This window comes from Xenorhabdus budapestensis (assembly GCF_002632465.1).
Classification (GTDB): domain Bacteria; phylum Pseudomonadota; class Gammaproteobacteria; order Enterobacterales; family Enterobacteriaceae; genus Xenorhabdus; species Xenorhabdus budapestensis.
The window spans coordinates 40,725-66,129 of the sequence record NZ_NIBS01000012.1; the positions used below are offsets into that span (position 1 = coordinate 40,725).

12 protein-coding genes are annotated in these 25,405 nt (G+C 45.5%); all 12 read right to left on the bottom strand.

Features of this window, described 5'->3' with window-relative positions:
- Window positions 1-31: 31 nt before the first annotated feature.
- The gene (locus tag Xbud_RS11890) at window positions 32-1,576 is read right to left on the bottom strand and encodes a serine hydrolase domain-containing protein (RefSeq protein WP_244589933.1); all 1,545 of its coding nucleotides are present in this window, start codon (window positions 1,574-1,576) and stop codon (window positions 32-34) included.
- Complete coding sequence (locus Xbud_RS11895; RefSeq protein ID WP_244589934.1) at window positions 1,569-8,297, bottom strand: type I polyketide synthase; 6,729 nt, start codon at window positions 8,295-8,297, stop codon at window positions 1,569-1,571. The genes Xbud_RS11890 and Xbud_RS11895 overlap by 8 nt, the downstream gene beginning before the upstream one ends.
- The gene (locus Xbud_RS11900) at window positions 8,294-11,704 is read right to left on the bottom strand and encodes an AMP-binding protein (RefSeq protein WP_099136259.1); all 3,411 of its coding nucleotides are present in this window, start codon (window positions 11,702-11,704) and stop codon (window positions 8,294-8,296) included. Before Xbud_RS11900 ends, Xbud_RS11895 begins: the two co-directional genes overlap by 4 nt.
- 2 nt (window positions 11,705-11,706) lie before the next feature.
- A complete protein-coding gene (locus Xbud_RS11905) occupies window positions 11,707-12,957 on the bottom strand; it encodes an ACP S-malonyltransferase (RefSeq protein ID WP_099136260.1) in 1,251 nt (416 codons plus the stop codon).
- Window positions 12,954-17,762 carry an AMP-binding protein gene (locus Xbud_RS11910; protein WP_099136261.1) on the bottom strand — a complete coding sequence of 1,603 codons (4,809 nt, stop codon included), beginning with the start codon at window positions 17,760-17,762 and terminating at the stop codon, window positions 12,954-12,956. Before Xbud_RS11910 ends, Xbud_RS11905 begins: the two co-directional genes overlap by 4 nt.
- Window positions 17,755-19,383 (bottom strand): amino acid adenylation domain-containing protein, encoded by a 1,629-nt coding sequence (locus Xbud_RS11915; protein ID WP_099136262.1) that lies wholly within the window; start codon window positions 19,381-19,383, stop codon window positions 17,755-17,757. Before Xbud_RS11915 ends, Xbud_RS11910 begins: the two co-directional genes overlap by 8 nt.
- Window positions 19,384-19,544: 161 nt before the next feature.
- Window positions 19,545-20,708, bottom strand: coding sequence for an acyl-CoA dehydrogenase family protein (locus Xbud_RS11920; RefSeq protein ID WP_099136263.1), 1,164 nt, complete (start codon window positions 20,706-20,708; stop codon window positions 19,545-19,547).
- Window positions 20,701-20,952, bottom strand: coding sequence for an acyl carrier protein (locus tag Xbud_RS11925; RefSeq protein ID WP_099136264.1), 252 nt, complete (start codon window positions 20,950-20,952; stop codon window positions 20,701-20,703). The genes Xbud_RS11920 and Xbud_RS11925 overlap by 8 nt, the downstream gene beginning before the upstream one ends.
- 638 nt (window positions 20,953-21,590) lie before the next feature.
- Entirely contained in the window at window positions 21,591-22,472 is an 882-nt protein-coding gene (gene cysM / locus Xbud_RS11930) for a cysteine synthase CysM (protein ID WP_099136265.1), read from the bottom strand.
- Between the two features lie 136 nt (window positions 22,473-22,608).
- Entirely contained in the window at window positions 22,609-23,697 is a 1,089-nt protein-coding gene (cysA, locus tag Xbud_RS11935; RefSeq protein WP_099136266.1) for a sulfate/thiosulfate ABC transporter ATP-binding protein CysA, read from the bottom strand.
- A 33-nt stretch (window positions 23,698-23,730) separates the two neighbouring features.
- Window positions 23,731-24,570, bottom strand: coding sequence for a sulfate/thiosulfate ABC transporter permease CysW (gene cysW / locus Xbud_RS11940; RefSeq protein WP_099136267.1), 840 nt, complete (start codon window positions 24,568-24,570; stop codon window positions 23,731-23,733).
- Window positions 24,570-25,403, bottom strand: a complete 834-nt coding sequence (cysT, locus tag Xbud_RS11945; RefSeq protein ID WP_099136268.1) for a sulfate/thiosulfate ABC transporter permease CysT — start codon at window positions 25,401-25,403, stop codon at window positions 24,570-24,572. The genes cysW and cysT overlap by 1 nt, the downstream gene beginning before the upstream one ends.
- Between the last annotated feature and the right edge of the window lie 2 nt (window positions 25,404-25,405).

Sequence of the window (25,405 nt, forward strand, 5' to 3'; positions counted from 1 at the left end):
TCCTTTAACTGAATATTTGCCACTGGATTTTTTACTGACTGGATTTCATGGTGAGGAAAAAGAACAGGTTGATGGTGTTGGCAAAGAAAATCAGCCCTGCCGCCGCAACAGGCAAACTTAAAGGGCCCCAAACCAACAGGTTTGACCAACTCCATCCCAATAACAACGGAGGGGTAATCATAAGCATGGATATCAGCAATATATTCAGTGCAATAAACACCATGAAGAAGGGTTTACCGATACCTTTTATTTCCCTTTTGCTTTTCTTTTTCCTTTTGTAGAAAAGCATCAGTAAGCACAGCACGCCACCTAACCAGAAAATGGCCGCCATCACTGTAGAGATCCGATCATTCATATCAATGGGAAACTGCTCTGGCAGGACTTTTGCGGAAGCACCGCGCAAGTATTCGAATATGGACTGTCCGAGTTCAATGACTTGAGGGCTGTTACTGTTCCCCAGTAAAGCAAGCCCGACTCCGACTTGCGGATCAAAAGCGATGTAAGCAGTAGCATTGGGGTTTTGTCCCGGATGACTCCAATACGTTGTTTGATCGGTTTCAACATCCCAACCGTAAGCATATCCCTGCTTACCGCTGCCCGCATAAGGGCGTTGGGCCAGCTCCAGCGCAGCATACAGTTCGGCTAGTGAAGACGTTACCCATTCCCGTAACGGTAATTGATGTAGCAAAAACTGCAACCAAATAAGCATATCCTGTTGAGTACTCTGAACATAACCGGCAGGGGTATTTTGTAAGTAACGTGGTGCATCATAAGGCAGTGCAACTGTAAAACTGATTTTATATCCCTGGATCAACAGCGGTTCGGTTTTTTCTGCCGAGACACGGCTCTCTACCGTTGTGTTTCTCATCCCTAAAGGGAGAAAGATTTTTTCCCTTAATAAGGTCGCGAATGGTTTCCCGGCTGCCCGCTCCGCCACTAAACCCAGCAAGCTGTAATTCAATGTAGCGTATTCTTCCTTGGTTGCCACAGGATAGGCCAGAGGAACATTTTTTAGCAGTGACGGCAGATGGGTTAAGGCATCGGGAGAAGTATCAGGTTGCAGCAGATCAAGCGTAGTTTTTGCAATGCCACTGGTGTGAAATAACAGATCATGAATTCGGATAGCGGAGTAGCCCATTTCAGGATGCTCCGCTAACTCAGGAAGCCAGCGCGTAATCAAATCTTGCCGGTTAAGTACCCCTTCACGTTCAAGCAAGGCAATCAACAAGCCGGTGAAGGCTTTGGAGGTGGAAGCCAGTTCAAATATTCCCTTTTCTGCTTTACCCAGACGCAAAGAAACTGCCTGACCATTAACAACAATACTCAATCCGGCTGTAGGAACCTGCTTCACATCCCAACGACGATATAACCCACTGATAACCTGTACCAGCTTCATCTGTTGTTCCAGACCGCGTTTTACTTTGTCGTGTTCTGCGTCCCCAATGATTTCTAGATTAACTGGATTTATATCATCTTGTATCACATCAATCGTATTAGCCGATGTGCCCGGTATCCATGCAACAAGCCAAATGACGATAAAAAAAAATTTACTACGGACACGTATGGAATTAATCATGAGTTCCGCCCTCTTGTCCTGACGCAGTTCCACGTAATTTACGACGAGCCTGCAACGAACGCCGTTTATCCCCAAGCCCTGCTTGAGGCATTTGTACTTCTTTTTCAACGAACAATTTTTCAACGAACAGTTTTTCAACGGGCTGTTTTTCAACAGATGGTGCTTTTATGGATGGTTCTTGCGTGGATGGCAATGGAGCCAGTTCTTTGCTCAATTCGCGTAAAGAAGCGGCCTTAAACAACAATGCTACGGGAATCTCCCGTTCAAGGCGCTGCTCCAACTTTTTGGCAAATTGGATCAGATCCAGAGAAGTTGCCCCCAAGGTGAAGAAACTGGCATCTACATCTAAACCCACAATCCCTAAAAAGCTTTCCAGCATAGAACGCATCGCTTGCAGTAAATCTTCTGCATTAGCGTCTTTCAACGATGTATCAGTTTCATCACTGTGGATATCTGCTGTATTCGGTGTCGAGCCGGTACTGAACAACATCTGCTGAGTATGTTGTTGTTTCTCCAGAACAGTACCAACAGGAAGTTTAGAAACCGCAATATAGGGCAATGAGGTTTGCTGAACCAATACTGCCATTGCCATAGCAATCTGCGTGCCTTCCACATTGGACAAGCCTTCCGCCTGCAACTTCTCAACAAAACTGAGCGTCTTATCCCGTTCTTCCATAGCAATGACAATCTTGCCAATGTGTTTTCCCTGAGCCATATACTGAAATGCTTCAGAAACCTCTTTCACAGGATAAATCTTCGTCGGTAAAGGCCTGAGAATTTCCTGCCCGAACAGTGTTGTGACTTCATTCCACGCCTCCTGATAAGCGGGATGCTCTGCACCTGCCTGTACTGCATGGAAGCTGCCACCTTCGGCAAAAATCGACAGCCCTAATTGCCAGTTTTGCAGAATATCCCGCAATCCCAGTTCAAGGAATCGGCCTTGTGGTGCTAACAGGGAGACGCTTTCTTCCAGCAATTCTCCTGCCAGTGCATTAAGGATCACATCAAAAGGCCGTTCTCCCAACGCATGACGGAAAACATTGCCGAATTCCCGTGTTCTGGAATTCGCCGCCCCTTTCGCCCCCATACTTAACAGTAACTGGCGTTTCTCTTCACTACCTGCTGTAGCCCATACTTCGGCTCCCAGATATAAGGCTATTTGCACAGCGGCCATACCAACTCCACCCGCTGCTGAGTGGATCAGAATACGTTGCCCCTTTTTCAAATTGGCGGCATGTTTGAGTGCGATCCAGGCGGTAGTGAAAGCAACAGGAATACCGGCGGCTTGTTGGAAACCTAATGTTTGCGGAATAGTTGCGACTACATGCTGTGGCATTACAGCATGTTCAGCCAGACAACTGTGGCCGGCACACATCACCCGATCGCCAACACGGAATTTTGTGACTTCTTGACCAACACGGGTAACAATACCGGCTGCCTCCTGACCAAAAGTCATCGTAGGATCAACAGGAGCCGGCAGTACACCAAGTGCAATTAATACATCTTTGAAATTAACGCCTGCCGCTTTGACCTGAATTTCGACATCCTGCCGCCCCAGATGCTTACGCGCCTCAAGCTGTGAAATAAAGGTGAAACTTGCTCTGTCTGAACCCTGGTTATCCAACCGCATGACTTGGTGTAATTGTGATGGCTCTGGCTGGTTTGCCAATGCTGTAGCTGCATCGACCAGTAACAGATCATTGATTGCTACCAGTAATTCCCCCGCTTCTGAGTAAATATCCACCTGTAACAATCTGCTGGTGCCAACTTGCTGTATCTGAACATGGCTTTTTACGCGATAACACATTGGCGCAAACTGGGTAAAACTGCCGATGGAAACCGGCGCAAATTGCCTATCTTCATCTTCTGGAGAGGTAATCAGCGTCGCAGTATCTAATAGCGCAACGTGCAAGCCGGAAGTTTCTACCTCCCTTTGATAAACAGCGGGAAGCTGCAACTGGTTCAGCACTTCGTTTGGGGCAGTTTGATCGACGGAAATAATATTTTGCCAACGAGAGCCAAAAGTCAGTGCTGCCTTCGGGCTGACTCCGATATTATTTCTGGCACGGAACAGGTTCTGAATAATTCGGGTTGGTAACGATTTATCAGATGGTATGGTTTGGCGGTGACAGGAAATGACTTTACCGCTGGCATGTTTAATCCACGTTTTATGGGAAAATTCACCATTACCTGAAAAAATTTCAAAATAATCCGAGTCATCTGCAAAAACTACGGCGACATCAAGATTAACTCTGTCAACCACAGTCAACGGCCTTTCAATCGTGATCCCCTGTAATGAAAAACCATCCTGCATTTCAGTACGTAACTCACTTACAGCACGATGAACCAGAACAACCATCCCCATCGCAGGCATCACTGTGGTTGATGTATCAAGCCGATGTTCATCAAGCCACCAGTCATTTTTAGCATCTAATTGATAACGCCATATGCTGCTATTTTGAACGGAGTCAGTCTCATTACGATTCGCACTATTCTGCATAGCCTGATCCAACTGCTGTGCTGAACGTGTTGCCATGCCGGATTCTGCCCAGTCATCCCACGCAATCGCCAGCGCTTTTCCCCCTTTGCTACGCATTTGTTCTGCGTAAGATTCCATACAGGCGTTAGCAGCAACATAAGCAATCTGCCCCACTTTCTCTTTTGGCAATAAGTTACCCAGACTGGAGAACAATAACAGTGCGGGATCTCCTAACCGATGCAGGTTATCGCAAAGGAAACGGGTTCCGGTCACTTTGGGAGCCAGAGTTGCAATGGATTCTGTTTCAGAACGCATTTGCAACATAGCGCCTTCTCCCCGTCCGGCGGTATGGAAGATATAATCAATTCCCACACCACGCGCAGCCAACTGAAATACGGGAGCAAATGCTTTTTCAAGAGTTTGCTCATTCCCCAAATCAGCATGTATAAACTCTACCCGACTGCCTTTCGCTTCCAGTTGTAAGGCCCACTGCAACAGCTCGGCATGGGTACTGTTATTATTAATCTCTGCCTGCCAAGCCTGTTTTTTCGGCAACGGCTGGCGCACCAGCAATAACAAATTACAGTGATAAACACGCGTTAAATATTCAGCAATCGCAGCACCCATGCCGCCGTTGGCTCCGGTAATCAATACCCAACTATTGCGGCTGATGTCCGGCAGAACCTGGGACAAAGTCCGTTTTTGCACACGTGAAGTTACCCTGCGATGGAAAAAACGATATTCTCCAGAATCACCTTCACCCGAATTATCCTGCCGGAAACAATAGAATTGCCCTCCTTGCCACGCTTGTTCTCTCCACGGCTGCAATCCACGGGCAATGGTTTTTGCGTCTGATTGTTTAAAATCGATACAAACCGTGGAGATATAGGAATATTCTTCCGGCAGGATCAACAATGGCCCCAGAAGTTGATGCTTTTCAGCGTTCAGTGTCTCTGTACCATCCCAGGCCACCATCTGTGTCGTCGGGAAGAACAGTCTTATTTTCGGAACTGGATTCAGGGTTGCACTCCATCTTGCCAGAGCCGTAGGTAACCAGAACGCCCATAACTGAGCCTGTTGAGCACTTAAATCATCCAACAATCCCGTGAAGATCACATCTATTTCTGTGGATGGCTTTACTTTTTGTTGCGTCAGCCAATCTGATAATAAGGTGTAGATATGAGAAAAATCGGTGTGGGAAGCGTTAATGTCGGCAAGAGTGATTTCACTGAGCTTTGATTCATTATCATTTAGCGCTAACAACTCAACCAGATCCCGCTCCCTTGCTGTTATTTTCTGACAAATGATCCATGTCATTGGTGCTACTGCCCGCGTATGCTCACTGCCTGACAGCGAAATATTGACTCTCTCCCAGTCGAAACCGTAATAATTTGAACCGAAAAACAGTGATGAGAGTGTTGGTGTTTCTTCGGTTGCTTTTGCAGCGATATTCAACTGGGCAACAGGCTGTTGCAGCAAACAAATTTCTCGTTCAAAGGCATGACCGGGCAAATGGATTTTTTTATCAGTAACCGCATAATTTTGTTGCCGAATCTTTGACCATGCAATGTTGCCCCCATTCATCCAAACCCTGGCAATAAACTGCAATGTTGATTTAACTTCTTGAGTCGCGCCTCGCATTCCTAAGGTCGGTATCATCCTTTCCATATTCAGTTGCAGCCACTTACGTGTGTGTTGCAACAAATCAATGCCTGTGCCAATTTGCGCAAAAAGTGACGCAGGGTGATCTTGCCCTATCTGTTTCAGCGCTGAACCAAATTGTACTGGAGATAACATCTGCTTGACCCAGTATTGCGGGTTGCTCATCTCGTCTGCCGAGATTTTCCGTCCCAACGCAGTGGAGTAGATAGCACACTGTGCAGGTTGCAGATGATAATTTTTCAGCAATTCACCAAACGCTTTGGCGGCAGGTTCAACCATCGGTGTGTGAAATGCATGAGATACCGCCACGCGTTTAAAAACAAATCCCTGCTGTGTTAACCATGCTTCTGCCTCTGCAACTAATCCTTCCTCAGTTGCTAATGTCCATGTTTTTGGGCTGAGTTCCGATATACACCATAATGTTTCAGGAAATGATCCGGCAGTTGAATAACCTTCCGGCTCTTTTTTGCCTGCTCTCTGGCTAACCGCAAAGACTGCCCCTTTGGGCATCGCGTCCATCAGCTTTGCCCGGGCGATCACGAGTTCCATCCCCTCTTCAAGGCTAAACACCCCCGCAACGGCTGCCGCAGCAAATTCTCCCAGACTAAATCCACACAATGCGGTCGGTCGGCAGCCAATTTGCTGTAACCAAACGCCTAATGCTACCTGTAAAGCATATAAAATAGGCTGGAGATAATAAGTTGACAGCTTTTCAGGTTGTTTGATCCATTCGATGATGGTTTCTCTGTGAATCGCTGTGCCTTTATCCACAGATAACAATTCAGCGGCTATATTCAGTAATCCCAGATAGATATCCCCGAATTCTGGATAAGCTGCTGCAAGGTGTAGGCCCATTTCTGGCGATTGCGAGCCCTGTCCCGGAAATAACCAAACCTGCTGTTCCGTCGCTGAAAAAGTGCTATTCCCCGAAAAACCATTCATCAAAGAACTATCTATCAAAAAACTATCTATCAACGACCAATCATCAAGCTGTTGTTTCCAGTCATCGCTATTTGCAGTTACAAAAGCAGCTCTGCTTGGGTAAGTAGCGCGATTCTCCTGTAATTGATAGGCAATGGCTGGTAAGTCTGATAATTCTGTCCGAACAACCGTTTTTTTCTGAACAACACTAAGATGATTCGAATAGGCTTCCGTTAACTTTGCCAGTGCTAAAGGTGAATGAGCTGAAAGAGGCAATATTTGTATTGGTACGCTGTTTTCCGTGAGTTCCGCTTCTTTGCAAGTCTCGTCACGAACAATTTCCGGCGGCTGCTCAAGTAATACATGAACATTAGTTCCACCAATACCGAAAGAACTGACACCGGCACGCCGAATTGTCTGTTGCTCCGGCCACTCCGTCGCTTTGGGCGGTATCCAGAAAGGTGTTCGTTCCAACTCCAGATGTGGGTTTGGTCGATTAAAATGCAGAGAAGGCGGAATGATCCCAAAGCGGACACTTAAAGCGGCTTTGATAAGCCCCGCGATACCCGCTGCGGCATCCAAATGCCCCATATTGGATTTAACACTGCCTACCGCGCAACGGAATTGATTAATTTCCTCCGCGGACAACAACTCCTGAGCGACTCTGTTTAATGCCTGAATTTCAATGGGATCACCCAATACAGTGGCAGTACCATGCGCTTCAATCATTCCTAGGCTTGAAAACGGAATATCTGCCAGCCGATAGACCTGTGCAATCACCTCTGCTTGTCCCTGAACGCTGGGAGCTTCAAAACTAACTTTCCGGTCACCGTCATTGTTCATACCCGATTCGACGATAACTGCATGAATGGGATCGCCGTCCGCGATTGCCTCTTCCAATAGTTTCAGCAATACCACTGCCACCCCGTTACCATTTACCGTTCCTTTTCCATCTTCAGCAAAGGTTTTGCAATGTCCATCAGGCGATAAAATCATGCCATCCTGATGCAAATATCCACCCGCTACAGGATCAGTAATGCAGGCACCTCCGGCCAACGCCAGCGTACATTCTCCCGCCAGCAACGCTTTACAGGCCAAATGTACGGCAGATAATGATGTCGAACAGGCTGTCTGCACATGTACGGCTGGCCCATTCAATTTCATGCGGTAAGCGATTTGCGCCGCAAACGAAGCCGGATCGTTATAATTTCCGATATCGAACATTTCTGAGGTATCCTGACTGGCTCCGGTAAATTGCCCAAATCGGGTCAGATTCAATGTGGAACCAATGAAAACACCTGCATTTAGCATTGCATCTCCGGGAGTCATTCCTGCATCAAGGAAAGCATTGAAACTGACTTCATGCAGCACCCGAAGCTGTGGGTCCATCTTCCGTGCTTCCCGTTGCGAATAGCCGAAAAAGCGATAATCAAAGCATTCAGTATCTTCAAGGGCGGCTTTGGCTGGCACATAATTGGGTTGGTCAATAACCTCCTGCGGGATGCCAATAGCCAAAAGCTCTTCGCGAGAAAAGAACGATACCAATTCCCGCCCTGCCAGCAAGTTTTGCCAAAAACGCTGCCAATCCGGGCTATGGGGAAACCGACAGGAAATGCCAATAATCGCAACTTCATTACCGGTATATTCACGCTTCATCATGCTGAACTTCCTTTTGCTTTACGCCGCCGATCCGCCATCCTGTTTTTACCGGATCGGGCCGACGACAAAATGGATTCTTGGGATAACTGTTTGCGGTGATTAGTGCGGATCGTTTCGGCATTTTCTGCGCATTCGGATGATAAGTGGCGCTGTTTTATCCAGTCGGCAAAAGAGGCAATAGTGGGATACTCAAATAAGATGGCGATCCCAATGTCCTGCCTGAATGCCTGCTGCATCTGGGATTGCAATGCAATGATCTTAAGCGAATCCCCGCCCGCATCGAAGAAATTCACATCTCTGGCAATAACCTGAGTTCCCAGAACTTCATTCCAGACGGCCTGAACCTGAATCTCTACCGGATCGGTTAACGGTGCATGATGTTCGCCCGCTTGCTTTTGTTGCCATTCAACCGCCAGTGCCTGAAGCCATTTACGATCAATTTTGCCTGTAATAGTGCGCTCAAGACCCTCCACCACCACAATAAATGCAGGATTCCACGATTCAGGGAAGTGCTGACGGATATGTTCTCTTACACGGGGAACCAGTGTTGCGGGTGATTCTGCGCTCTCAATAAAGAGTTGCCATTGGCGCTTTCCTGCCTGCACTGCGGGCAACAAATAACAGGCTGTTACCTGTTCCAGCTTTTCGACAGTCAGTTCCAATTCTCGTGGTTCGATGCGAACACCATTCACTTTCATCTGATCATCAATCCGACCCAGATAGCGAAAACCAGAGTTACAAGAAAAAACTACCGCATCCCCTGTGCGATACAAAGATTTAATCAGGTTCGGGTAGTCAGTCATGCCTTTGGCTTGGACAAAATATTTGGCTGACTCAACCGGATTGGTCGTGTAACCATGAGCAACAGCAAGTCCGCCAACCCACAACTCACCACGAATGCCTGCGGGCAATGGCTTACCAAACACATCCGCACAGTAGGCAACCACATTTTGAATTGGCCAGCCAATGGCGACATCCGCAACCAAAGATTGCTCAGCCGTAAGGCAATCTACTGTCGCCTCACTCGGCCCGTAATGATTTCTGACCGCATAACCCTGCTGTAATAAATGGTCTTTGAGATGTTTCGACAACTCCTCGCCACCGAATATCCATAAGCGCATGGAGGGAAAGAAAGGGGCATCTTGAATAAGTTGCGCAATGGCTCCCGGAATAAAGTTGATTAAGGTAACAGATTCATTTTGCACCAGTTCGATAAAGGATTGCCTTTCCAGCAAAACATGAGGGTCTGGATAGATCAGCGTCGCTCCGACGACAAAGCTGGCAAACAGATCTTCCACACTCGGATCGAAATTCAGATCGGTCAATCCGAGCACCCTATCTGCGGATGTCAGGCCTACTTCTTGTACAAACCAATCCAGCAGATTTGCCACTGATTCGTTACGGATGGAGATCCCTTTCGGTTTGCCTGTCGTTCCTGAGGTGAAAATGAAGTAAAACTCATCTTCAGGTTGACGATTACGATACAGTACGGGGGCTGCTGTGTTATTCGGGGGTACGGCATTTAACGATTCAACATCCAGCAACAAATAACGTCCTCTGTCACTACTGAATTCCTCGTTCAGAACCGAATTATTTAAAGATGAATTAAATAAGGCTGAATCACATAAAGCTGAGTCACATAAAACCATACTGCAATTGGCCAACTCCAGCAGGGTCTTTTTACGTTGTAAGGGGTCTTTCGGGTTGAGATAAAAGTAACTTCCGCCGCTGAACAGAATGGCCAATATTGCCTGAGAGGATAACAGCCCTTTCTCCAGATGAACCGCAACACGATCCCCCGGCATAAAACCAGCTTCCCGCAGGTGTTGCTGTAAGATCCCCACCCCCCGTAACAATTCGTTATTACGGATGCGGTTCCGATGGTCAATCAAACTGATTTCCTGTGGGAATTCATTGAATCGATGATAAATGCAAGATAGCAATTCGTTGATATCAGGGTATTGCTCTTTTAATTTCCCTGCTACCAGCGAGATCTCCTGCAAACCATCCTTTTTTTCTTCTTCGGGATTACTTGAACCAAGAGTGAATACTCTCTCTTCAATCGGGCTATTTACAGTATGTTTGAGCAGATCCGCCGCCAGCGATTCGAACGCATTAAATACCATCGTGACGGCAGCAGGGTCCCCTTGATAACTTTCTCCTGCACTTAACTCAACGTGCCAATGTTCAATGCCAGCAACGGTTAATGTCAAACCAAAGTGCGTTGCCTCTTCACTGTGTAGCTCTGTCAGAAATATGCCGCGGCGGCTGTCCTGTAACGTAGTATCAATAGGATAATTATCGAAAACAACAATAGAGTCATAAAGATCATCACGTATTCCCGTCTCTTCCCGAATAAGAAGCGGGGGTGTTTTTTCATGTTGCTGAACCTGCTGCAATACCTGAAAAATTGTGCGCAGTGCAACATCCAGACCCCATTTGCCATCCAGCATCAAAATCAGTGGCACGGTATTGGTAAATAGCCCCAACGGCTGGTAATCACCATCTTGCGTCAATGCCTCGCCTCTGCCAGAAAATGTACAGCCAAATGCAACCGTTTTTTGAAAAGTCAGTTTGGATAATGTCAATGCCCAGCATAGATAAATGAAACTTGCCGGAGTTACCCCAACACGACGGCATAACGCCTCTATCGCCGCCTTGCGCTCCTCACTCCATACACTACTTGCTGCTATTCTTACGTTGGCATCGTGTTTAATTGCCGGATATTCAGAAGTACGAAACAAGGGTTCCGCTAATAGTTTGGTCGTCGCAGCATCTTTTCCACCGGGCAATTGTTGTAATGTGTGTTGCCAATATTTACGGCTGGCTGCCTGTTCTTCCTCACTTAATCCCCGCCAAAGTTGCTGTGCATACAAACGCGCCGTCAAAGGCATGATTTTTTGCTTACGCAATCCTTGCAACCATAAGGAAATCAGTAACGAACTACTCCAACCATCCATCAAAATATGATGAAAGGAGAACGCGATATTTAATGTTTCTGCGTCAATATCGTGGAAGGCCGCAATACGAAACACTTCTTTATTAAGTGCGAATGGCGTTGTTTTCGATTGAGCCAGCCAGTCAAGACAATGTTGTCTGATGGATAACGTAGACTGCCCGGAATCAATACGGACATATTCCAGTGGAATGCGTGGCAATGCGTATATTATCTGGTGAGGAACCCGAATACCCTGCCAGATAAATACTGATCGCAAGGCGGGTTGTGATTGTTGTATCTGATGCCACACGTTGAAAATTTCTTCTTTTTCAACATCCGCTTGTAGCCTGAATACCACACCAATATGGTAAGCACTGTTGCCATCTTTTAAAGCGTGAAACAACAATCCATTCGCTTGTGGCGTCGCCTGTAGCAACTCTTCAATGGGATTATGCCTGAACACTGCCATGATCAACTCCTTACCGCATCAAAGAGTGTGTGTAATTTCACTTTCTCTACGCAAAGAGGGCGATTTCCGTTTGCCTCAACAATCTCCAGCCACTGTTGTGTGAGTTGATAGAGAGAATGACTCTCTTCAACCTTCAGACGTGATCCTGTCATCGTCTGTCTGACGTTTTTCCGAATACGAGACAATTGTTCTATCGCCGCTGGCTCTGTAATTGCAGGTAGCTTTGAGCTGTAAAGGTGGAAATAACAGTATCCTGAAAACTGTTTCAACCGATTCTCTTGCGTGCTTAATGCCTGAATGGAGGTGAACATTTCATCCGCCCCCCACAGCGAACACATAGGCAGCCCCGCACGTTGAGTGAGATAACTCAGCACATTTTTAGGCGAGACTTCCAGATAACGGGTCACACCATTTTGCGCAACGTACTGTAAGCTCGGTAACCATTGCACCGGAGAAATAAGATGTTGCAGAATCGATGTTCTGAGATTTTCCGCAGGTAACTCCGTACCACTGACATTACAAACCAAACGTGAAACTAAGCGAGACAATAAAGCATTTTGCTGGTCTGATTGCGGCAAAAAATCAAGCAATGTATCTAATTTTTCCTTTGCCTCAATCATTAAAGGTGAATGGAAAGGGCCACCAATTTTCAACGGAAACAGTAATCCTCCCAGTGCTTCTATACGCGGTGCAAAACGCCGGATATCTGCCATCTCACCAGAAATAGTGACCTGATCAAATGCGTCAATCGCAGATACATAGATCGCTATACCATCATCAATGCGGGCTTTATCAACTTGCTGCACAACAACTTCGGAGGGAACATGCAGAACCCAGCACATATCACCCTGCTGATAATGCCTCGCACAGGCTCCCACAATTTCAGAACGAATATTGACTACTCTTGTCAGTGTTGCTAAATCAAGATAGCCAGCAGCACACAGCGCAGGGTATTGCCCCAAGCTATGCCCCATCATAAATTCAGGCACTAATCCACAATGCTGACGCAATATATTGGCAATGGCGACTGTGGTTGCCGTTAGTGTCAATTGTGCAATGCGGACTTGCTGCAACGTGTCACGACGGTTGCCATGAATAACATCAAATAGATCAACTTGTGACAGATCTGATACTTCCTCCAAACATGCCCGATATTCTGGATAGGTTTTGAATTCAGCAAACATGTCCGGTTGCTGCACGCCTACGCCGGGAAATAAAAATACGGTTTTGGCTGAGTCACTAGCTGTTCTCATTCTGAGGCTCCATGAATAATGAAATCGAGCTCCGATTGTGAGAGCTGACTAAGAGGAAAATCCGCAGGGATAAATGCGTGTTCCTGACCGTGAGCAGATTGCCCATTGTTCAGTTCATCAGGGTTGTCATTGCATTTGGCATTGTCATGACAATAGATGTCATGACAACAGGCACGGCACCACGCTGATAGTCGGTTATCGAGTTGTGTCAGATAGTTAAGGGCATCATCGGCATTGGTTTCAGGAATGCCCAAACTCAGTTCGACCAGAACAGAGCCAGATTCCCGGCAATCGTGGGTCAGTATGTCGAAATCCACCACACTTTTTTCATCAGGATGACGAAAACCGCCAGAGAGAGACTGAATTAAATGAATATGTTGCCATGCTTTGCTATCGCCCAGACTGAAACCGAAACCAAGATCATTAATGCAAATCAGTGGCCTCTCTCCCGTGCTATTCAGCCCCAGTTGATTTTTCCAATCCGAGTTATCTTTATACTGCTGTAATTTCAACACTTGCAAAAAACTCAATGAGTGATTCGAAGCCACATCCAACTGCATCAGTTGGAAGCCGGTAAACCATCCCACTGCATTTGCCATGGCTGCATTCCAGGCTATAGGCATTTTTGTTTCAGAGAATAAACGTCCGTGGTTTTCAAACAACACGCCAGGTTGCGGTGGTAACAGGCCGTTTTCCTGTATCACCTCCAGCAATGCAGCGGCAATAAGTTGTGAACGATCAGCTTTTTTATGTTGCTCCATTTGCCGGAAGTCATCACCGGAAACTGATAACGCTATTGTGACAGGTGTCGTAGCTGGCTGGTCATTGAGATTGCTATCAAATGAGGGGGATACATCAGTCATTTCTTCCTGTGACTGATTGTCTGCCAGCCATTTACCCCACAAGAACGCTCCCTGCTCTGCCTCAATCTCAGCAAAAGTGTTCGTTTTAACGATTGGAGTGTTTAATGCTTGCTCTAATTCGTCCAGCAAGTAGATCCACGAATGCACATCGCAAATCAGGTGATGGCAAACCCAAACCAAATAGTGTTTATTTACGTGTGGATCGTATATCACTTCATGCACACTGGGCTGAGTCGCAAGACTGACTTTACCCTGTAATCGCTTAAGCCTGTCTTCAAGAGATTCGCCCGGTGCCAATACTTTACTGCTGTTTTGCGACTCCCATTCAATATCCGTTAATACCATATCCGTTAATACAGAAGTAGCAGGCAAAAAATGCAGTTCAGTCAGATCTTGATTCGCTCGCAGGGAAAAAATTTTATGTCTGGCTTTAACTGCAATAACCGCTGCATTGATATGTTCGGCAGATAAGGCAGAGGTGACTTCGAGCACAACACCTTGCTGTAACCGTTCACCATGTATAAAGCGGTGATGTTGATACCAGCGAACACTGGGTAAATAATGTAACCAACTGGCGGCTAACTCCTCCAATGCATCTTCTGGTTTCAATGGCTTTTCCAGTACTGCGGCATCTGTTGCACAACCTGCCGGTTGTTCAGCACAGGCCGTTTCCAATACTGCACCTAATACTGTCAACGTCAGCAATTCTTTGATCTCTAGTTTAACGCCTCTTTTCGCTAATAATGCGACCAGGCGGATTGCTTTGATCGAATCTCCTCCCTGTGCAAGAAATGAAGCCGTCAGATCCACCGAGTGAGGCCAAATTGGCCTAAAAAATTCCTCATCCAGCCATAAAGGCAGATTATAGTTTTCGGCCTGTTGCTGCGTTTTTTTATCGGCTGCCGGTTTATCCGTTAAGGGGCACTGTGCAACATCAATGAATGACCTGCGGTAAGTTTCAGCAGCGGAGGTAAGCAGCGCTATATCAACCTTACCGTTAGCATTCATTGGCCAGGGTTGCACAGTGCAATACAGATTCGGCAACCAGGATTCAGCTATTTTTTCTTTTAATTTATCTTGGAATTGGTGACTGTCATGAGGGATTGGTTGGTTACTGCACAAGGCAATAGTTTCATAACCCGCTATGCCGTCAGCTTCATCAATGACTAATTTCAATGCCTTCAACTGCCGATTATGATCCTCTGATTGACCAAGCTGTACCAGCACATCTTCCACGGCTTTCTCAATCTCCACCGGATGGATCCGATGACCTCGCACTTTAAATTCATCATCAATGCGTCCGAGACAATGGAATATGCCCTGTTCATCCTGCAACCCCAAATCCCCTGTACGATACCAACGGCACTGCTTATCCACACTGAACACAAATTTTGCTTCTGTCTGGGTGCTATTGTTCAGATAGCCATCTGCCAGTACAGGCCCACCAATCCAGATTTCCCCATGAAAACCACGGGGCATAATTTGACCCCAGCGATCCCTGATCGATATTTCTGCTTTACCCAGTGCTGTACCAATCGGCGTAATAAGAGCAGGCGCGGTTTTTTCTTCCTCAATGCTTCTAGCGCCATTGTTTATCGAATAAATACAGCAGCCAACCGTAGCCTCCGTTGGCCCGTATTCATTAATAATTTCACTGCCTGACGGCAAACAATCCAGTACCTGATTCACCAGTGAAGCCGGCAGATTTTCACCGCCTACAACAAAGGTCAGCGGGTGTTGTCTGGTGGATCCAATGCCATGCTCGATCAACAAAGACAGATGGGATGGCGTGCATTTAACACCTGTCAGGGATTCATCAGCGAGCAGAGCACGTAACAATTCAGGATTATCACGAATGTCTTGTTCATAAGGTTGGATAAATCCTCCTGACAAAATGGGCACTAAAATAGCGGTTTGCGTCAGGTCAAATCCAAAGGAAGTAAACAGAGGCGTGTTAAATGGAATTTCATCAGCATATGCTGCTTTCGCTGCCAGCGCATAGTTAGCCAATGCAACAGAAGAAATGGCAACGCCTTTTGGTTCTCCCGTCGAGCCGGAGGTATACAGAATATAAGCCGGATTACAGGATAGATGCTGAATTTCAGGATACGATGTCGAGGCAATCTGTTCCTGAACGATCCCTTTCTGAGCACTATCTCCCTTATGCAAAGAAACCCGCAGCAAAGGTAAATTCAGTGTCTCAGCTAAGTTTTGGTCAGCTTCGGTGTAAATACACAAGGAAGCCCCGGAATTACGGGTGATGGTTAATAATCTTTCTGTTGGTGTTGTCGTGGGGCAAACAGGCACAACCGTCACGTTTTTAATCAGACAAGCCAGATAAGCCAGTACTGTTTCAGGGGTACGCCTGCCCAGAATAAGTACAGGTTTATTCTCAGTATGTATATCATGCAATCGCATACTGAAACGGTGCATCCACTGTAAACCCTCATGGTAAGTAAGCGTACTATTTTCCCCATTTGGCTTAAATAAAACGTTGTCTGTGTGGCATTCAAATGCTTTAAGTAAATGAACACCTATTGGCTCCGCCGAACATTCGTCAGAGGTATGATAGGCTTTCGGATGATGATCAGTGTGCTCTTGTGCCATAACTTCAACCGCAATATCTACTGCATAATTAAGCACAGTGTGCAGAAAGGTATGGCATTGTTCAGGTGACCATATTCTGCGGAAATCAGCTTCAATCGCCAAATAACCATCTGCAAAGCGGTCATGGAGATGGATGGTAGCAAACAGAGATTCGACGGCCTGATGGTGTTCAATTATTGTTTCTGTATAACTGCTTGTTTTCTGAAAATTACCTGTTTGGTAGGAAACACCAAAAGCGGGAATAATCTGTTTCCAGTCCGGTGATGCTAATTCTCCCCAACGGGTCGCGGGCGCATAACGTGAATGTATAAGTGCTTTTTGCAAATGTTTTTGCAGGCTCTGGTAACAGTCTGTGGCTGTCTGTCCATCCTGACGAAACACAGGCACCAAGATAGGAGCCACTCCCATTGAGATAGTCTGTTTCTCTTCCCTGCTCCAGCGATTACCAATAGGTGCCTGTAATAACACACAGTTGCTATCTTCAATCACCATTTGCGTATAAGCAACCGCAGTGAAAAACAATCTGAAAATAGAACCACCACTGTTTTTAAATCGGAGTAATATTTCATTTTGCGATTGGGCCACAGTTGCTTCTATACGCATGGAGCGTGGCTCTAATCCACGATAATCACCTATCGGATAACGGCGGGATATTTTTCGGGCATCTATTGGTGAAGTTTCTCCAAAAAGCCCCTGCCAATACGCGGCATCTCTTTCCAATCGCCGGGAATGCTCATAATTTTGTTCTTCCTCAGCATTGGTGGAAAATAAAAAGGATTCGGTTTGTCCGATTGCTGAATCCGGGTTTTCTTGTTCCAATTCTTTGATTAGGTGACTCTGCAACATAGCCACACCTATCCCATCCAGCGCAGCGTGATGGGCTTTCAAAAACCAACCTGATTGATCAGGCTGAAAACGTACAGCAAAGATCCTCACTGGTGTGAGTGATAAGTCCTCTTCCATCAATAACTGACGCTCTACCCAATATTCAAACGCTTCCTTAGGATTGGGATATTTGCTGAAATCGGCTTTCTCTACTTCTGCCTGGGGACTATCGTGTCGAATACCGAACCATTCCATTTCTGTAGTTTCGGTTGCCAATGCTTCGCTTTCTGTTTGCTGCCCATGCAACGCTTTATTAATAAATCCGATGCGGAAAACATCTTGCGTATTGCGGACGTGTTCAGCAGCACGCGCAATCCGCTCCAGAGAAATATCTCCCCGTAACCGCGTGATCCCGCCAAAATAAAATTGATACCCAGAGAGGTTAAACTGTTCCATTTTGAAAATAGTCTGTTGTGACCGGGCCAATCTAAAAATTGATCGATTATTCATGATGTGACCCCTCGTTTTGATTAAAAAACAGAGTCCGAATATTTTGGGCGATCACTTTCCGTTCAAGTTTTCCTGAACTGGAGCGGGGTAACTGCTCAGCCTGCCAGTAACGGGCAGGTAGCATATAAGCTGGCATCTGTGCCGAAAGGAATTGCCTGATGTCTTGTGGCTCCAGTTCTTCTTGTCCCGCTACGATAGCTGCAACAAGCCATTGCTCTTGTTTATCGTCTTCAACTACGCAAGCAACAGCTTCAGTAATGGATGGATAATTGAGTAAGTGATGCTCAATCTCTCCCAATTCGATCCGCAATCCACGCAGCTTGATTTGCGTATCTTTTCGGCCCTGGCAGAAAAATCCTGTTTCTTTTTCATACCAACCAAGATCTCCCGTCAGGTAAATTCGCTCCTGAAGTTCTGGATGAAATACAAACGCCTCATCGGTCAAATCCTGACGGTTGTAATACCCCTCTGCCAGACATAACCCACCAATCGCAATTTCGCCTTTTTCCGACTCTGCTTTTAAGGTCAAATTATCCGGATCTACGATGTACAATTTGCATCCGGTAAGAGCCTGCCCAACAGGAACAAGTCCCGATGGATTTTCCATGCAATCATAAAAACTAACATCAATAGCGGCTTCTGTCGGACCATATAAATTGGTCAGCAAGCAACGGAAATGAAACATTTCATGAAATTGAACAACCAAACTGGCAAGTAGTGACTCCCCACTCACATATACTCTGCGCAGAGCAGGTAATGGTGGTTCAAGATCTATTTGACGGTTTTTAATATGATGACTTTGCATGTCACTGTCTTGAAGCTCTTGCAATACCGGCTTAAGCAAACTGGGAACAAAGTGAACAACCGTAATATTTTCATTTGCTAATGCTGCCACAATAGCTCTGGGATAGGATTCTAATCCCGGCTGTAACAAATAATGACTTGCACCGCTTAAAGCCGGTAGAAAAAGCTCCCATAAGGACACATCAAAAGTCAGTGCAGTTCTCTGTAAGATGACATCTGAATCAATCATTTCACTGTGTCGCTGATGCCACTCCAGTCGATTAATAAACGCGCCATGATTGACCAATACGCCTTTAGGCGTGCCTGTTGTACCGGAAGTGAAAATTAAGTATGCAGGATCAGTAGATTGCAATTCAGGTGTATTTAACTGAAAAGAGTTATAACATTCGTTCTCTGGTCGTGGCTGTGTGGTTATCTCTTCTAATTGATCACAGCTAATTAATGCCAATTCAGCATGTACCTGAGTGAATAAGTTGATCTGATTTCTGCTACAGAAGGCAATACGGCATCGGGCTGTTGCAAACATGGATGACAAACGGGCAACAGGTATTTTCGAATCAACGGGAAAATAAACGCCCCCGGCTAATAAAACGGCATATGCTGCGACTAAAAACTCTGGGCTACGTTCAAGCCCAATAGCAACACATTCTCCCTGACGTAAATTTCGCTCATTCATTAAGTGATCAGCCAATCGCTTCACGCTTACATATAATCCTTCCCAGGATAAGATATTTCCTTTGCCCCAACGTATCGCAGGGTTTTGGTTATCTCTCGCCGTATTTTCAAAATAATCAGTAATAAATCGACCTGTTTTCATGACGCCGAAGTCCTCTGATTGCTGGCTTTATTGTCCCCCAATTTCATTCCCCTTCTCCCGTAGTGATAGCAAACCGACATCACAGGCGGATGTCAGACAATAGAAACCTACCAGCCAGACAAAATGTCTCGTGCTGTAAGTCAGAAGTTATTGGGGATCTTTTATGGATGAGTCAGTCCAGCGTTATAACTGTACCGAGTACAGATTTGCTTACCAATCAGCATTTTTTGTAATTCATTACTTCCTTCAACAACCTGCAAAATTTTTGCATCGCGATAAAGTCGGCTGATACCGTTGATCTCATCACAACCGTAACCACCATGGATCTGAACCGCTTTTGCAGCACTCACTCCCGCTTCCTGTGATGCAAAAAGTTTGGCTTGAAGTATTTGTTCAAGAGCATCTTCATCCCTGGCTTCTTTAGCTTTTGTCGCTGATAAGCAAATAAGTTGAGAGGCAAGCAGACTACTGGACATCTCCGCCAAATAACCACGGATAATGCCTTGGTCTGCAAGCAGTGTTCCGAAGGTAGAGCGAGAGTTGGCTCTGTATACTGATGCTGATAATGCCGCTTGCTGTATTCCTACCGCAGCCCAGGCCACACTAATACGACCATAGTCCAGCGCACTGTTAGATATGAGGTTTTGCCCAAAACCGGGTTTTCCGACAATATTTGTCTTCGGGACCCGACAATCGTTGAAATCCAATCCAGCCAGATAAGCACTCTTGAATCCCAACATGTTTTTCTTGGCTGTTATTGTTAATCCTGGTGCATTTTTAGGAACCAACACCGCAGTATCCAAACCCTGATATTTGCCGAATACCAGAAACAGATCCGCAATCTGAGCAAAAGTAATCCAGCTTTTCTGCCCATTAATACTCAGTTCATTCCCGTGATCTTCAAATCTGGTTGACAGGTTTTTAGAATCACCACCTGCTGAAACTTCTGTTTGGGCGAAAGCCCCAATCAGTTCCCCTGTTACCAAGGGTGCCAGAAAACGTTGTTTCTGCTCTTGCGAGCCCCAATCCTCAATGGTTTTTAACATCATTGAATGTACATTCAACAAACCAGTCAGTGATCCGCTTCCGGCGCCTATCGCCATATTCAGTAAGCCGAACGTGGTGGCATCAAATCCCAATCCTCCATTTTTTGTTTTTGCTAATCCGCCTAACCAACCATTGTTAGCCAGTTGTTTCACCACACCAACAGGTATGGCTTCAGATAAATCCCATTCGTCGGCATAAGGGGCAACGTTTGTTACTGAAAACTGTTCAAATGTCTGTAACCATTCTTGCTGTTCAGGTGCTAAAAAACGATCAAACATTTGTTACCACCTTTCTGTCTAAGAAATTGCAGACAGCTTCAATACTGGAAAAATTGGCATTATCGAGATCATCAATTTCGACTTTAATTTTGAAGTTTTTTTCCAAAAAGGAAATTAATTGGATGGCAGCCAGAGAGTTAACCAAGCCTGTTTCGAAAATATTAACGTTATCTCCCAGATCTTGCTTACCCGAAAGTTTACAGAGATATTCAAATACTAACTTCTTACGTTCAGATACATTCATCACGACTTCCCTTTGTAAGCTTCATTTCATTGGTCTTTGGTTCGTAATATTTATCTGGACGATTTACGTAATGGGTTAATTTTCAGGTTAAATATAAAACTTAAGACCTCATAGCTACCGCACGGGAGTGTAATCGCCCAAAATAATAAAAATTCAGAATATACATTTAATAAAGCAGACAGTTAAAAGCAGGTTAATAACAATGAACCTCTTTTTCCATAATATAAAATATTAACTAAATTATTCTTAATAAGAAGGTAATAGTTGAACAATAAAAAATTTTTGGTGAAAAACATTCTGTGATTACAAGTTTTTTCCTTATATTTTAGTGAGATATAAATAAAAATCATCTAATATATGAAATAATTTTTTAATATATGAAAAAATAAAAAATCCAGTTAAATGTGTTTTTGGATAACACAAAGATTAATAAGCGCAATTAATATAGTTACCCATCCAATCGTTTAAGAGCACAAATGATCGGCGTTATTCTATTAATAAAAACTTACTTAACTCACATTATTCTGATAAGAGGTTATTGATGGAGCGTGGAAGATGTTCAACCGACTTCAAGCTGTAACATAACCAACAAAACTACAGCTTGAGTATGGAGAGGAAGATAAAGGATGAAAAGAGAGCTAACTAAATACCCCGGTAGACAAATACCTGTCTCCACGATCACAAATGATCGCAACAATAATTGCACCTGGATTTTCAGCCGCAATGCGCAGTGCTCCAGAAACAGCACCTCCAGAGCTAACACCACAAAAAATGCCTTCTTTCTGTGCCAGCAATCGCATCATTGTTTCTGCTTCTTGTTGCGTAATATCTAAGATTTGATCCACCAGATCTTTCTGATAAATACCCGGCATATAAGCAGGCGACCAACGGCGGATACCGGGAATATGACTGTTTTCTGCTGGCTGTAACCCCGTCGTCTGTACCTTATTTGATTGAGATTTCAGATAGCGGCTCACACCTGTAATAGTGCCGGTTGTTCCCATACTGGAGACAAAGTGGGTAATACGCCCCTGTGTTTGCTGCCAAATTTCCGGCCCTGTTGTCTTGAAATGCGCCAGCGAGTTATCAGGATTATTAAACTGGTCAAGAACTTTTCCTTCACCGTTCTGTTCCATTTGTTGCGCCAAATCCCGTGCACCTTCCATGCCCAACTCTTCGCTGACCAGAATCAGTTCAGCACCGTAAGCTTGCATAGACGCCTGACGTTCAAGGCTCATATTTTCAGGCATCAGTAACTTAAGCCGATACCCCTTTACCGCGGCAATCATCGCCAACGCAATACCTGTGTTGCCGCTCGTTGCTTCAATAAGCACATCTCCCGGTGAGATTTCTCGCCGTAGTTCCGCTTGCTGGATCATTGAGAGTGCTGCTCTGTCTTTCACAGAACCAGCAGGATTGTTGCCTTCCAGTTTTACCCAAATCTCCGCATCTACTTCTTCAATAATTCGTTGTAATTTAACCAACGGGGTATTACCGATAAATTTTTCTAAGCTTGCCACAGCACTACCTGAATCATATGAGAATAAACAATAGAATAATCGTATTCAGAAAACTGCCGCAAGATCTTAAGCAAAAAAACCCCTGTATCCTTCAGGACAACAGGGGAAACCCAGGGTTCTACGAGTAATGAAAATATCAAGCGGACTCAGCAAGTTTCAGTACCTTTAATGCAGAATTACCTTCATACAAACGGGCATTATTTCCACCAATAAAATATTGACTTCCTCTCGCCGGAATCAAAGAATTATCCGGCCAGATAACCGACAAACTCTCTTCTCCCCACCCCATCGGCTGAACAGACAACAGGGAAAAATGCCCTCGTGGACTCACTTCCACAATCTTAACCGGCAAAGGGCAAGATGACGTCTGTTGTGTACTGAGATTCATTTCCCACGGACGCAAGAAAACATCAACATTCCCTTGATGTAATGGCATCACCTCCAATGGGAAAACTTTTCCGCCAACCCATAATTGAGAGCCTTTGATCTCACCGTGTAACTGATTCACTTCGCCCATAAATTCCAGGACAAAACGGCTTTCCGGCTCTTTCCATACTTGCTGTGGAGTGCCAACCTGCTCTATAGCACCTTGATTCATCACCACAACCCGATCCGCCACTTCCATTGCTTCTTCCTGATCATGAGTGACAAATACGCTGGTAAATTTTAATTCTTCATGCAGCTCACGTAACCAACGACGCAATTCCATCCGAACCTGAGCATCCAAAGCACCAAAAGGCTCATCTAATAAGAGGATTTGTGGCTCAACAGCCAACGCTCTTGCTAAAGCCACTCGCTGTTTTTGACCACCAGAAAGTTGTGATGGATAACGATCTGCAAGATGAGATAACTGAACCATATCGAGTAAAGACATTACTTTACTGCGAAGTGTCTCTCCACTGGGACGCTGACGACGGGGCAGAACCGTCAGACCAAAAGCAACATTATCAAATACTCTCATATGACGAAACAGGGCATAATGCTGAAAAACAAAACCCACCCGCCGATCTTTTGCGTGGATCTGGCTGACATCCTGACCATGAAACTTCAACTGCCCTGCACTTTGCTGCTCAAGCCCTGCAATGATCCTCAACAATGTCGTCTTGCCGGAGCCAGACGGACCAAGCAGAGCAACCATTTCACCGGATTCAATATCCAGAGAAATATTATTCAGTATTTGAGCCCGACCAAAAGATTTACTGATTTTGCTGATTTCAATACTCATATCCTGCCATTGACCTCCACAGATGACTCCTACTCACTGACGGCTTAAACGCCACTGCAAAGCACTTTTGACAATCAGCGTAATAATCGCCATTACTGCCAATAAAGCCGCCGCCACAAATGCGCCAACAGTGTTGTAATCCTGATACAGCAGTTCAACCTGCAAAGGCAATGTGTAAGTTTCTCCTCTGATCGCGCCTGATACCACAGACACAGCCCCGAACTCACCAATTGCTCGCGCATTAGTCAAAACAATGCCATACAGCAATGCCCAGCGAATATTCGGCAATGTCACACGCCAGAACATCTTCCAGCCAGAAGCCCCCAATAATATTGCGGCTTCATCTTCCTGATTACCCTGACTTAACATCACCGGCACCAATTCACGGACAACAAACGGGCACGTCACAAATACCGTAACCAATACCATGCCCGTCCATGAAAACATTAGCTGGATGTCGTAAGCCCCAAGCCACTCACCCATCCAGCCGTTAGAACCGTAAAACAGCAGATATAGTAATCCCGCGACAACGGGGGAAACTGCAAATGGAATATCTATTAATGTCAGTAATAATTGCCTGCCGGGAAACTGGAACCGGGTTACCAGCCACGCTGTTACCACACCAAAAACCAGATTGATGGGTACTGTGATCAGTGCAATCAGCACAGTTAACCAGATAGCATGGAGCATATCGGGATCAATAAGATTCTGTGTGAGGATATCAAGCCCTTGTGAAAAAGCAGTCAGAAAAATCCACACTATCGGAATTACCAATAACAAGACAGAAACGATTATCCCCGCACAAATCAATACCCATTTGCCCCAATTTATTGAGGAGCGCTGCATCAGTGTATATCCGAAAAATTCAGCCATTAATGCCCTCCGATCCGCTTACCAAAGCGGCTTTGCAATAAATTGACGCTAAATAGCAACAGCAGTGATACTACCAGGATCACTGAAGCAATCGCACTGGCTGCCGGATAATCAAATTCTTGCAATCGTACAAAGATCATCAGGGAAACCACCTCAGTTTGCCACGCGATATTGCCTGCAATAAAAATGACCGCACCAAATTCCCCCAGACTTCGCGTGAAAGAAAGCACCGTGCCCGCTATCAATGCAGGTGAGAGTTCCGGCAAGATCACCTGCCTAAACGTCTGCCAGCGACTTGCCCCTAATGTCTGGGCTGCTTCCTCATATTCCGGGCCTAACTCTTCGAGTACCGGTTGAACGGTACGGACAACGAAAGGCAAACTAGTAAATGCCATTGCAACCGCAATACCCAACCAGGTATTCGCAACCTTCATATCAAAATTACCAAGCCAGGAGCCATACCATCCGGTTGCGGAAAATAGGGTTGCCAACGTTAACCCCGCAACCGCGGTCGGTAAAGCAAAGGGTAAATCTATCAATCCATCAAGCAGATTACGTCCGGGAAAACGATAGCGGGTTAGTATCCAGGCCATTAACATGCCAAAAACCATATTGAACAAACTGGCAATTGCAGCAGCCAACAAAGTGACCTGATAGGCTGCTACAACCTGAGGATTTACAATCACCTGCCAATATTCTGCCCAGCTCATACTGGAAAGTTGTATGGTCAGAGCACTTAATGGCAATAGCAGGATCAAACAGGTATAAAAGAGACTACAGCCCAAACTCAACCCAAATCCGGGTAATACACGTTTACTGGATGCAACAAACATGG